We start from the raw sequence: 13,222 nt of genomic DNA on the forward strand, positions 1-13,222 counted from the left end.
ACGTGCAACATTAAGGCCCGGTCAGGAACCGCTCTGTTCCAGGTCAACATTCAGGCCAAGGGACTTCAGTTCCTTGATCAGGACGTTGAAGCTTTCCGGAATACCGGCTTCGAAATCATCCTGCTCGCGCACGATGGCTTCATACACCTTGGTACGACCGGATACGTCATCCGATTTGACCGTCAGCATTTCCTGCAGTGTGTAGGCGGCGCCGTAAGCTTCCAGCGCCCACACTTCCATTTCACCAAAGCGCTGCCCACCGAACTGCGCCTTACCACCCAGCGGCTGCTGGGTCACCAGCGAGTACGGGCCGATGGAACGGGCATGTATCTTGTCATCGACAAGGTGATGCAGCTTGAGCATGTAGATGTAACCAACCGTGGTCTTACGCTCAAACGGTTCCCCCGTGCGTCCGTCGATCAGCTGCGACTGCCCGGATTTATCCACGCCGGCCTTCTGCAGCATGGTCTCGATATCCGGGATGGACGCACCATCGAACACCGGCGTTGCGATCGGCACGCCCTTGCGCAGGTTGCCACACAGCTCCAGCAGCTGGGCATCGGTCATGTCACCGATCTGCTCGTCATAAACCGCGTCGCCGTAGATCGACTTCAGTTCATCCAGCAGTTCCTGCCGCTTTTCACCGTGGCGCTGGTATTCATCGGCCAGCTGCGCCACCTGACGCCCGATATTGGCGCAGGCCCAGCCCAGATGCGTCTCAAGGATCTGCCCCACGTTCATGCGCGACGGCACACCCAGCGGGTTCAGCACCAGATCGACCGACGTACCATCCTCAAGGAACGGCATGTCCTCGACCGGCACAACGCGGGAGACGACACCCTTGTTGCCGTGACGGCCAGCCATCTTGTCACCCGGCTGGAGCTTGCGCTTCACCGCGACAAAGACCTTGACCATCTTCATCACGCCCGGCGGCAGTTCGTCACCGCGCTGCAGCTTTTCCACCTTGTTGTCGAAACGGGCCTGGATCTTGGCAACGGCGGCATCGAATTCACGACGCAGCGTTTCCAGTTCCGCCATGACCTCGTCAGACATCACGGTGATGTTGCGCCATGCGCCACGCGGATGTTCGGACAGGACCTCATCCGTAATGACCGTGCCGGAACGGATGCCCTTGAAGCCCGTGCCAGCCGTCTGGCCAATCAGATGTTCACGCAGCCGGTTGTAGAACGAACGTTCCTGAATGGCGCGTTCATCGTCACGGTCCTTGGCGAGGCGTTCGATCTCGGCGCGCTCGATGGCCATGGCGCGCTCGTCCTTATCCACGCCACGGCGGGAGAACACGCGCACATCAACAATGGTACCTGTCGTGCCAGGCGGCAGCTTGAGCGAGGTGTCACGGACGTCAGACGCCTTTTCACCGAAGATGGCGCGCAGCAGCTTTTCTTCCGGCGTCATCGGGCTTTCGCCCTTCGGCGTGACCTTGCCGATCAGGATGTCACCGGGGTTCACCTCGGCGCCCACATACACGATCCCGGCTTCGTCGAGGTTGCGCAGTGCTTCCTCACCGACATTCGGGATATCGCGGGTGATTTCTTCCTGACCCAGCTTGGTATCACGGGCCATGACCTCGAATTCCTCGATATGGATCGAGGTAAAGACGTCATCACGCGCGATCCGTTCGGAAATCAGGATCGAATCTTCAAAGTTGTAACCATTCCAGGGCATGAACGCGACCAGCACGTTGCGGCCCAGCGCCAGTTCACCAAGTTCCGTGGACGGACCATCAGCGATGATCTCACCCGCGCGGACCTGATCACCCACGCGCACCAGCGGACGCTGGTTGATGCAGGTGGACTGGTTGGAACGCATGTATTTGCGCAGGCGGTAGATATCCACGCCCTGCGTCGCACCGGCCTCGTCCGTCGCACGGACAACGATACGGGCACCATCGATCTGGTCCACGATACCATGGCGACGCGCAACGATTGCCGCACCCGAGTCATGCGCCACGGCGGCTTCCATGCCCGTGCCGACCAGAGGCGCATCGGAACGCACCAGCGGCACGGCCTGACGCTGCATGTTCGAGCCCATCAGCGCACGGTTGGCGTCATCGTTCTCAAGGAACGGGATGAGGGCCGCAGCGACCGAGACAAGCTGCTTGGGCGACACGTCGCATGCCGTCACATCGGTGGGCGGAACCTGGCGGAAGTCACCACCACGACGCACCGAAACCAGATCGTCCGTCAGGTGGCCCTGCGCGTCCTGGCTGGCATCAGCCTGGGCGACGACCAGCTTTTCTTCCTCCATGGCGGAAAGATACTTCCAGCCATCCTGAAGGACGCCGTCTTCCACCATGCGGTACGGGGTTTCGATAAAGCCGTACTTGTTCACCTTGGCGTAGGTGGCCAGCGAGTTGATCAGACCGATGTTCGGGCCTTCCGGCGTCTCGATCGGGCAGATACGGCCATAATGCGTCGGGTGCACGTCACGGACCTCGAAGCCCGCACGCTCACGTGTCAGCCCCCCCGGACCGAGTGCGGAAAGACGACGCTTGTGCGTGACCTCCGACAGCGGGTTGGTCTGGTCCATGAACTGGCTGAGCTGGGAGGAACCGAAGAACTCACGCACCGCAGCGGCCGCCGGCTTGGCGTTGATCAGGTCATGCGGCATGACCGTATCGATGTCGACCGAACCCATGCGTTCGCGGATGGCGCGCTCCATGCGCAGCAGGCCGACGCGGTACTGGTTTTCCATCAGCTCGCCAACCGAACGCACGCGACGGTTGCCAAGGTTGTCGATATCGTCGATCGCGCCGCGACCGTCCTTCAGCTCACACATGATCTTGACGGTGCGCAGGATGTCTTCCTTGCGCAGGACACGCACCGTGTCGGGCACGTCCACGCCAAGGCGCATGTTCATCTTCACGCGCCCCACGGCGGACAGGTCATAACGGTCGGGATCGAAGAACAGGCCGGAGAACATGGCTTCCGCCGTCTCGGGCGTCGGCGGCTCACCGGGGCGCATGACACGGTAGATGTCGGTCAGCGCCTCATCGCGCGAGGCGTTCTTGTCCACCGCAAGCGTGTTGCGGATCCACGGGCCGTTGGCCGCGTCCACCGCCAGGGTGGACAGGGTGGTCAGGCCGGCTTCCTCAAGTTCTTCCAGCTTCTGCTCGGTCAGTTCGTCACCGGCTTCGGCATAGATCTCGCCCGTGCTCTCGTTGACGATGTCGGATGCGATGAAACGTCCGATCAGGCCAGCGGGGCCGACCAGCACTTCCTTGGTGGTTTCCGCAATCTTGCGGACCATGCGGGCGGTCAGCTTCGCGTCGACCGGGGCCACTTCCTCACCCGTCTGGGCGTCAATCAGCGGCTCGAGCAGCTTCATGCCACGGAAGGCGTCCGCATCAAAACGGCGGGCCCAGCCCTTTTCCGTCTTGGCGAATTCGACCTTGCCATAGAAGTAGCTCAGGATCTCGTCCGGGGACATGCCCTGGATTTCCATGGACTCCACGTCCCCGCCCTCGGCAGCCTTGGCGGCGCGGGCGGCTTCGGACTCCGCACCTTCCAGGGCGTACAGCAGCGTGGTGACCGGCAGCTTGCGCTTGCGGTCGATGCGGACGTAGATCAGGTCCTTGCTGTCGAATTCGAAATCGAGCCACGAGCCGCGATAGGGAATGACACGCGCCGCGAACAGAAACTTGCCCGAAGAATGGGTCTTGCCCTTGTCGTGATCGAAGAACACGCCCGGGCTGCGGTGCATCTGGCTGACGATGACACGCTCGGTCCCGTTGATGATGAAGGTGCCGTTATCGGTCATGAGCGGCATGTCGCCCATATAGACCGGCTGTTCCTTGATATCGCGGATCGAGCGCGACCCGGTATCTTCATCCACGTCCCATACGATCAGGCGCAGGATCACCTTCAGCGGCGCGGCAAAGGTCAGGCCACGCTGGATGCATTCCTCGACGTCATATTTCGGCTCCTCCAGCTCATAGCTGACGAATTCCAGACGCCCGCGCCCTGCAAAGTCATTGATCGGAAAGACGGAACGGAACACTTCCTGCAGGCCCGTCGGCGTCCGGCTGTCGGGCGCCACATTCATCTGAAGGAACGTTTCGTAGCTTGCCCGCTGCACGTCAATCAGATTGGGCATCGGAGCGACCTCGGGTATGTGCCCGAAGCTCTTGCGGATGCGTTTGCGTCCCGTGAACGATTTTGTAATCGCGTTCATCGCCTATCCAGCCCCCATCCACACAGGTCCGCACGACCGTGACACGAATGTCACGCGGACTGCGCGGCCCGTAAAAATCCTTGGCGGGCCGCATCCGGGCGTAATGCCCTGACCGACCCCATCTACCACCAAAGGCACCCGAAGCCTTGCGGCCAGGGTGCCTGTAACGGCCAAGGGGGCGGAAACCAGACGGTTTCCACCCTCACCTGAACAATTAGCCAGAGTGCGTCATAACGGACGCATCCCGATTGGCCAACTTATTTGATTTCGACAGAAGCGCCGTTGTCTTCAAGGGTCTTCTTGATCTTTTCGGCTTCATCCTTGCTGGCGCCTTCCTTGATGGTCTTGGGCGCACCCTCGACCAGATCCTTGGCTTCCTTCAGGCCCAGACCCGTGATCGCGCGGATTTCCTTGATCACGTTGATCTTCTTGTCGCCCGCCTTGGTCAGGACAACGTCGAATTCCGTCTTTTCTTCTGCCGGCGCGCCACCAGCAGCGGCACCCGGTGCAGCAGCCACGGCAACCGGAGCAGCAGCGGAAACGCCCCACTTCTCTTCCAGCAGCTTGGACAGCTCGGCAGCTTCCAGAACGGTCAGAGCGGACAGGTCTTCAACAATCTTGTTCAGATCGGCCATAATTTTGGTCTTCCTAATTTATACACTGGTTGGCACAGCACAATCCCGTTTTTTCAGGAAAATGCCATTTTGTTGATAACCCGGCGGGCCGGGTCATAGGTCTCAGGCTGCTTCGCCCGTCTTGGCATAGGCACCAAAAACCCGTGCAAGCTGTCCGGCCGGCGCCTGGAGCACGCCTGCGATACGCGTTGCCGGCGTGGAGATAAGCCCCACCAGCTGCGCGCGCAGAACGTCCAGGGACGGCAGCTCGGCCAGAGCCTTGATGCTTTCGACGTTGAGCGTCTGGGCACCAAGCGATCCACCGAGCAGAACAAGCTTGTCATTGGTTTTGGCGAACTCGACCAGCACCTTCGCCACTGCCACGGGTTCATCCGCCCACGACAACGCGGTCGGCCCCTTCAGCAGCGGCTTGATGCCTTCGAACTGGGTCCCTGCCAGGGCGAGAGAGGCCAGCCGGTTCTTCGCGACCTTGTGTGTAGCTCCTGCCGCACGCACGCGACGCCGAAGTTCCGTCACATCAGCCACGCTCAGCCCGTCATTACGGGTGACGATGACCATGGACGTCTTCGCGAACACGGCTGCGAGGGAGGCAACAAACTCCCGCTTCTCCGTACGGTCCAAATCCCGTCTCCATCATCATCTGCCGGCATGAACCGGCAGATAGGGTTTACCCTTGGGGCGCGCGGCAAGCCTGCGACACCCCGGTTCGCCTGTCCTTTCAAACGGAACAACCAGTGCGGGCTTTCGCCCCGATCCGGCAATCCCCGTCTCCCGGTTGCAGCCCGTGCGGGCAATCAAGGCTTGTGCCACATCCGGTCATGGACAGGTTCGGAAAATGGCGACAGGGTCGCCATCTCCTGTTCCCTCGCCCTTTTTACGGGGCAAGGTCATCCTTCAGTCGATCAGCCCGCGGTGAAAGCGGACGCGTCAACCGTAACACCCGGCCCCATGGTGGAGGACAGGGCGATCTTCTTGACATACGTGCCCTTCGCACCCGCGGGGCGGGCCTTCTGGACGGCGTCCACGAACGCACGGATGTTTTCGGCCAGCTTGGCTTCGTCAAACGATGCCTTGCCAACGCCTGCATGCACGATACCGGCCTTTTCCGCGCGGTATTCGACCTGACCGGACTTGGCTGCGGAAACCGCGCCCTTCACGTCCATGGTCACGGTGCCCAGCTTGGGGTTCGGCATCAGACCACGCGGGCCAAGGATCTTACCCAGACGACCGACCAGCGCCATCATGTCCGGCGTCGCGATGCAGCGGTCGAACTCGATTTCGCCCGCCTTCACCTTTTCAGCCAGATCCTCGGCACCAACCACGTCGGCACCGGCGGCTGTCGCTTCCTCGGCCTTCGGGCCACGGGCGAACACACCAACGCGCAGGGTCTTGCCCGTGCCGTTGGGCAGGGACAGCAGGCCACGGACCATCTGGTCGGCATGACGCGGGTCGATGCCCAGGTTCATGGAGATTTCGACGGTCTCGTCAAACTTCGCCTTGGCGTTCTGCTTGACCAGGTTGATGGCCTCATCAAGACCATACTGCTTCATGCTATCGACAGCGGCGCGGGCTGCGGTCAGACGCTTGTTCTTTGCCATTGTAATCAGCCCTCCACCACGTCGAGACCCATGGAGCGGGCGGAACCCGCCAGCATGCGCACGGCGCCGTCGATATCGTTGGCGTTCATGTCTTTCTGCTTCGTCTCGGCAATCTCGCGCAGCTGCGCAATCGTGACCTTACCGACGGACGCGGCCTTGCCTACGGTCGAGCTGCCCTTGGAAATCTTGGCGGCCTTCATCAGGAAGTAGGTGTTCGGCGGGGTCTTGGTAATGAAGCTGAACGTACGGTCGGCATACGCGGTAATGACGACGGGAATCGGCATACCGGGTTCGAGACCCTGCGTCTTTGCGTTGAACTCCTTGCAGAACTGCATGATGTTCAGGCCGCGCTGACCCAGTGCCGGACCAACCGGCGGGGACGGATTCGCCTTGCCGGCGGGGATTTGCAGCTTGATGTAGCCAACGATTTTTTTGGCCATATCCGGGGCTCCTGACTGTTTCACCCGGACCGCGGTTCTGGTGGCCCGCCCCTGCCCCGCATGGGCAGGAAGCGCGACCTCCCGCGTTCCGATAAGAGGCGCGCACCTACCGCTATTTGGAGGGTGCTGTCAAGTCCCCGTCATGAAATGACCTGCCCGACAGGTCCAGGGAATCGGGGCCATTATCAACATTCACGCCACTGAAGGACCGTGGCATGCGCATATGCGTGTACTGCAGGGGACCAAACGGCTTGATCTGCTTGTTATTTGGCAGCTCGGCCGTGGTCCAGCCCCCGCCCAGTGAACGGATCAGTTCCACCTGCGCCTGCATGTAGCGCGTTTCCACCTGCACTTCCGCAATCCGGGCCTGCAGCGCCGCCACCTGTGCCACCACCACATCGAGGTAGTTGGTCAGCCCACCGGTATAAAGCTGCATGGTCATGTTCTGCGTACGCATGGAGGCCTGCACGGCCTCGGCCTGCTGGACGGATTCGATATTCAGGTCATGGGTCAGGCTCAGACCGTCTTCCACATCCTTGAATGCATCCAGCACGATGGCGCGGTACTGGTCTTCCGCCTGCCGGTACTGAGACCAGTTGCGCTGCACTTCCGCGCGCCGCAAACCACCCTGGAACAGGGGCATGACCGCCTGCGCGGCATAGTTGTACATGCCGTTGGCGAATTTATCGAGCGTGAAGCCGTTATCCATGAAACCGGCTGTCGCGCTGAAGGTTACACGCGGATAGAACGCGGCGCGTGATACGCCAATGGCGCGGTTCGCCGCCGCCATGTGCCGTTCGGCACTGGCAATGTCGGGACGCCGTTCCAGCAGGGTGGCGGGAATGCCGACAGGCGTCGCGACCTTGGGAAACGTAATCTGCGCACGGGGCTGGATATGGAAACTGGTTGGCGTCACGTTTACCAGAATCGCAATGGCGTGTTCCATCACGGCGCGTCGGGCCTGCAGGTCCGTATCCGACGCCTGGGTGGAGGACAGCTGCGTCTGCGCGCGCGATACGTCGATCCCGGCCGCAATCGCGCCGGCCTGCCGCATCTTGGTGATCTTGACTGCGGTTTCGTAATACCGGATCGAGTCGAGATAGACCGCGTGCTGCGCATCCATCCCGCGCAGCTGCATGTAGTCATTGGCCAGTTCGGACTGGATGCTCAGCCTTGCCACCGCGAAATCGGCCGCCGCCGCCTGCGCCAGACGCTGCTGGACACGCCTGCGGTTACGGATGGCGGACCAGAAATCCGGCTCCCACCGTGCGGCAGCGCTGTACTGCTCGGATGACATGTAGATCGGCCCCTGCGACCCCGCGCCACGCCACAGCCGGTGGCTGGATCCCTGGTTCTGGGATGCCCCTGCCCCGCCGGTGATCTGCGGATACAGGTTCGACTGTGCTTCCGCCGCGATGTCACGCGCCTGGGTGAAGGCTTCTGCATCGGCCTGCAGGTTGGGGTTCAGGTGGCTGGCGCGTTCCTCCAGTTCATCAAGGGTGGAGTCATGGAAGACCTTCCACCAGTCACCACGGGCTACGGCATCCTGCGGGGTGCCGAACTGCATCACCCCGTCACCCTTCCAGTTGTCGGGCAGCATGTAATGCTGGGCATGATATTTGGGGGCCAGGTCAACGCAGCCCGCCAGCGTACCGGCAATGGCGGCGCATCCCGCCAGCGAAAGCATGCGACGCGACAGGCGGGCGCAGGGCAGGTCGCGTGGCGCTCCATTCATTGACGCACCCCCGTATCGCCTGCGTTGCTGTCCCCTGCCGGCATGGCCCGCACGTCGTCACCCTTGTCCACCGCCGGCGAGGCCGTGGCGCCAGCGTCGTTATATCCCGGCGTCGCGCCGACCAGATAGACCTTCTGGCCCTCCAGCAGTCCAGCCGAGGGGTTGTTCACAATCCGGTCCTTTGGACCGATACCCGCCAGAACCTGCACTTTCGTCCCCAGATTGGTGCCAACCGTTACATTGCGCAGGCGTATGCGGTCATCGGCGTCCACGACCGCCACCTGCATGCCCTGAGCGCGAAACACCAGGGCACCTTCGGGAACTATCAGGATATCGGGGTCACCGGGTGCGACAAAGTGTACATTGGCATAGGAATCCGGCCACAGTTCACGCTTGTCGTTGTCCACCACCAGTTCCGTCGTCACGGTACGCGTGCCGGCGCTGAACGCCTTTGCCGTAGCAAGGAACTTGGCCTTGAACACCCGCCCCGGATACTGCGGCACAGATACATCGCCTTCCAGCTTGGGGCTGATGATGTCGGCATAATCCTGCGGCACGGACACGAACACGCGCATGCGGTGCACGTCCGCCACGCTGAACAGTTCGGTTGCGTTCCCGCGTGAGGAGACATCCCCGCCACCGGCGTTCACGTAATCGCCAACATCGGCCAGGCGGGATGTCACGACCCCGTCAAACGGGGCCACGATCTGCTTGAACGCGATCAGCGCGGCATAGCGGGAGACTTCATGCCGCGCGGCCTCGACCTCCGCCTGGTTGACTTCGGCATTGGCGGCCTGCACGTCCACTTCCTGCTGCGACACGGCCTGCGTGCCCTGCAGCGCGCGCCAGCGTCGGGCCGTGATCTGCGCCAGCCTGTACCGCGCCATGGCCACGTCAAAATTGGCCTTGGACGCGGCGTACTGCGCATCCAGCCCCGGCGTGTCGATGGTGGCGAGGATCTCGCCCGCCTTCACCTTCGCGCCGATATCCTTGTACCACATCTGCACATAGCCCGAGACCTGCGCGAAGATCGGGGCCTGATACCATGCCGAGATATTGCCCGGCAGGTCCAGCGTACGCGTCTTGGGCCCCTTCTGCGGCAGGATCACCTGCACGCGGGGAATGGCGGCATCCTGTGCCGCGTCCTTCAGGTGCGAGACATGGATCCGGCGTTCAAGGATGCCACCCGCAACAATGGCGGCCACCACAACCCCACCCAGGGTGACATACAGCCGTGCACGCCCGGACATGCGCGGCGGGGGGTTTTCGCCTGTGGCGGTCATGCGTGCTCTCCTTCGCCAACGGCGGACTTCTTGGACTTTCTGGAGTGAATCAGGGCGAATACGCAGGGTACGAACAGCAGCGTGGCGCAGGTCGCAACCAGCAGGCCGCCCATGACGGCACGGCCCAGCGGGGCATTCTGCGAATTGCTCAGTGACATGGGCAGCATGCCGATGATCATGGCCGACGCCGTCATCAGCACGGGGCGGATACGTTCATACCCCGCCTCGATCGCGGCCCGCAGCGCATCCCCATGCACATCCATCCGTTCCCGCGCGAACGAGACGACAAGGATGGAATTGGCCGTGGCCGTGCCCATGCACATGATCGCCCCCGTCAACGCAGGCACCGACAGCGCGGTATGCGTCAGGAACAGGCTCCATGAAATACCGGCCAGCGCACCGGGCAGCGCGGTAATGATGATGAACGGATCCATCCACGACTGGAAGTTGACCACGATGATCAGGTACACCAGCAGGATCGACATCGCCAGCCCGCCGATCAGCTGGATATAGGCGCCGTTCATGGTCTCAGCCTGCCCACGGATCGTCAGGCTGGAGCCAGCGGGCAGGTCCTTGCGCACGCTGTCCACCACCCGCGCGACTTCACGCGAGACCGCGCCAAGGTCCAGCCCTTCGGTCGAGGCGTAGATATTGAACACCGGCATGATGTTGTAGTGCGAGACCTCGCCCGGCGTGCCTGTCTGCACGATATCGCTCAGCCCGCCCAGAATCTGGGGCGCCCTGTCCTGCGGGTTGCCGTCCCCCTTGTCGATGGGAATGGTCTCGAGGTCGTTCATGGTCTGCAGGAACTGCAGCGGCGTCTGGATATCCACCAGGTGCGACACCCCCGTCTTGGGGTCCAGCCAGTAGGTCGGCGCCACCTGCCCGCTACCCGACAGGACGGCCAGCGCATTGTTCGCCACATCCGCCTCTGTCAGGCCGGTGCCCAGCGCATAGGTCCGGCGCGCATTGACGCGCAGCGTGGGCGTATTCAGCGGTTCCTGCACTGCCACGTCGGCAATGCCGGTAACATGGCGCAGCTTTTCGGCCAGCTTTTCGGCAAAATCGAAATTGGCGTACAGGTTACGCCCCGTCACCTGCACATCCAGCGGCGCAGGCAGGCCGAAGTTCAGGATCTTGGCCGTAAGGTCAGCCGGCATGAAGGTGAGTTCGGTACCCGGGAATTTCTCCACCAGTCCCTTGCGCAGGATGGTGCGGAATTTGGCAACGGGCGCTTCCTCGTTCTTCAGCGTCACGGTCAGGTCACAGTCCTGCGCGCCTACGGTCGGCGTGGGAATGAAGGCCTGGTTGAGCGGGCTGAACGGCAGGCCGCAGTTGTTGACGATCCCCTCGACCTGTCCCGGCAGCAGGCGTTCGATCTCGTCATTCACCAGCATGGAAATCTTGCCGGCTTCCGCGATCTTGGTGCCCATCGGCGCGCGCATGTGCAGCGCCAGCGCGTTGGAATTGATTTCGGGGAAGAAGTCCTGCCCCGCGAACACCAGCAGCACGAGTGAGGAAAACGCCGCGATGCCGAATATCGGCACGAACCGGCCGCGTATGCTGATCAGATGTTCCAGAATGGCGCGATAGCGGTTGCGGAAGGTCACGAATTTCCGCTCGAACCCCTGCTGGAAGCGTCCGAAGATATTGCGTGGTTCCTGGTGGCCGCCCGCCGCCCTGGCCGCCGCATGCGCCTCGACCTGTGCCGCCAGCATGTATTTGGCCATGGTCGGCACCAGCGTGCGCGACAGGATGAAGGACGCGATCATGGCGAAGATGATGGCTTCGGCCATGGGCATGAACAGCCAGCCCGCGACACCCGTCAGCTGGAACAGCGGCATCCACACGATACAGATACATAATGTGGACACAAAGGTGGGGATAACAATCTGGTTGGCGGCATCAATGATGGCCGTTTCCAGATCCTTTTCCATTTCCAGATGGGCGTCGATGTTCTCGATCATGACAGTCGCGTCATCCACCAGGATACCGACCGCAAGCGCAAGCCCGCCCAGCGTCATGACATTGATGGTCTGCCCCGCCATGCCCAGCCCGATGACCGAACACAGCATGGCCAGCGGGATGGAGGTGGCGATGATGACCGTCGATCGCCACGACCCGAGGAACAGAAGCACCACAAGGCTGGTCAGCAGGGCGGCAGTGCCCATTTCCTGCACCACGTCACGCACCGCCTCCTTCACGAAGGTCGAGGCGTCGCCCAGCACGGTAATGTCCACCCCCGGCGGCAGCGTGCGCACGATGGACGGCAGCAGCGCCTTGATCCCGCTGACCACCGACAGGGTGGAGGCATCGCCACTTTTCATGATGACGATCAGCACCGCCTGATGCCCCTTGACCAGCACCATGTTGGTCTGGGGCGGACCGCCGGCATGCACCCATGCCACGTCACGCAGGTAGACGACGGCGTTGCCTTCCTGCTTGATGGGCATGTTGTTGAAGCTGTCTATTTCCTCTGGCGAGGCATTGGTCTGGACCATCCAGTCAAACGCGCCGATCTGCTGGTCACCGGCGGGCAGCACGATGTTCTGCTTGCCCAGTGCGTTGCCGATATCAGTTGCGGACAGACCATGGGCCAGCAGCTTGCTCTGGTCCAGATCGACCATGATATTGCCCGGCTGGCCGCCATACGGGTTGGGAATGGCCGCACCCGCCACCGAAACCAGCGCCGGCCGGATCAGGTTGGAGGACATGTCATAGATCTGCGACGCCGTCATGGAATCGGACGACACCTGCAACGTCAGCACCGGCACGGATGATGCGTTGTAGGTCAGCACCAGTGGCGGCGTCATGCCCGCGGGCATCTGCTTGATGACGGTCTGGGAGACGGAGGTGATCTGCGTCTGCGCCACGGCGGTATCGGTGCCGGGCTGGAAGAACACCTTCACGATGCCGCGTCCGTAATAGGACTGGCTTTCGATATGTTCGATATTGTTGACCGTCGCGGTCAGCGCGCGCTCGTAATAATAGACGACGCGGCCCGACATGTCTTCGGGCATGAGACCGGTATAGGTCCAGCAGATCGCAACGACGGGAATGTTGATGCTGGGGAAAACGTCGGTTGGCGTGCGCAGCAGGCCACGGACACCGAACACGACAATAAGGATGGACAGGACAACGAAAGTATAGGGCCGCTTGAGCGCGGTAACGACGATACCGTTCATGCGTGACCTGTTTCCATCCGCCCTGTCGGCTGACCGCCGGTTACGGATTCCGTGTCGCGCACGGACCCGGACAGGTGGTGTTCGTACATATCTCGTCTCCCCGTCTGTCCTTCTGGTGTTAATGGGGGCAGGACGGGTGGCAAATGAAATTT

At 61.9% G+C, this 13,222-nt stretch carries 9 protein-coding genes; all 9 read right to left on the minus strand.

Annotated features, from left to right (window positions below):
- Positions 1–21: 21 nt before the first annotated feature.
- Complete coding sequence (gene rpoB, locus CFR80_RS06945; protein ID WP_010513090.1) at positions 22–4,194, minus strand: DNA-directed RNA polymerase subunit beta; 4,173 nt, start codon at positions 4,192–4,194, stop codon at positions 22–24.
- Positions 4,195–4,451: 257 nt separating this feature from the next.
- A complete protein-coding gene (rplL, locus tag CFR80_RS06950; RefSeq protein WP_010513091.1) occupies positions 4,452–4,829 on the minus strand; it encodes a 50S ribosomal protein L7/L12 in 378 nt (125 codons plus the stop codon).
- A 102-nt stretch (positions 4,830–4,931) separates the two neighbouring features.
- Complete coding sequence (gene rplJ / locus CFR80_RS06955; RefSeq protein WP_010513092.1) at positions 4,932–5,450, minus strand: 50S ribosomal protein L10; 519 nt, start codon at positions 5,448–5,450, stop codon at positions 4,932–4,934.
- A gap of 15 nt (positions 5,451–5,465) precedes the next feature.
- Entirely contained in the window at positions 5,466–5,639 is a 174-nt protein-coding gene (locus tag CFR80_RS19245) for a hypothetical protein (protein ID WP_181418174.1), read from the minus strand.
- Between the two features lie 92 nt (positions 5,640–5,731).
- A complete protein-coding gene (gene rplA / locus CFR80_RS06960) occupies positions 5,732–6,427 on the minus strand; it encodes a 50S ribosomal protein L1 (protein WP_010513093.1) in 696 nt (231 codons plus the stop codon).
- Positions 6,428–6,432: 5 nt separating this feature from the next.
- Complete coding sequence (gene rplK / locus CFR80_RS06965; RefSeq protein WP_010513094.1) at positions 6,433–6,867, minus strand: 50S ribosomal protein L11; 435 nt, start codon at positions 6,865–6,867, stop codon at positions 6,433–6,435.
- 112 nt (positions 6,868–6,979) lie between these two features.
- A complete protein-coding gene (locus CFR80_RS06970) occupies positions 6,980–8,602 on the minus strand; it encodes an efflux transporter outer membrane subunit (RefSeq protein ID WP_010513095.1) in 1,623 nt (540 codons plus the stop codon).
- Positions 8,599–9,885, minus strand: a complete 1,287-nt coding sequence (locus CFR80_RS06975; protein ID WP_010513096.1) for an efflux RND transporter periplasmic adaptor subunit — start codon at positions 9,883–9,885, stop codon at positions 8,599–8,601. The genes CFR80_RS06970 and CFR80_RS06975 overlap by 4 nt, the downstream gene beginning before the upstream one ends.
- On the minus strand, positions 9,882–13,070 hold the full coding sequence (locus tag CFR80_RS06980) for an efflux RND transporter permease subunit (RefSeq protein WP_010513097.1): 3,189 nt from the start codon (positions 13,068–13,070) through the stop codon (positions 9,882–9,884). Before CFR80_RS06980 ends, CFR80_RS06975 begins: the two co-directional genes overlap by 4 nt.
- Between the last annotated feature and the right edge of the window lie 152 nt (positions 13,071–13,222).

This window comes from Komagataeibacter oboediens, assembly GCF_003207815.1.
GTDB lineage: Bacteria > Pseudomonadota > Alphaproteobacteria > Acetobacterales > Acetobacteraceae > Komagataeibacter > Komagataeibacter oboediens.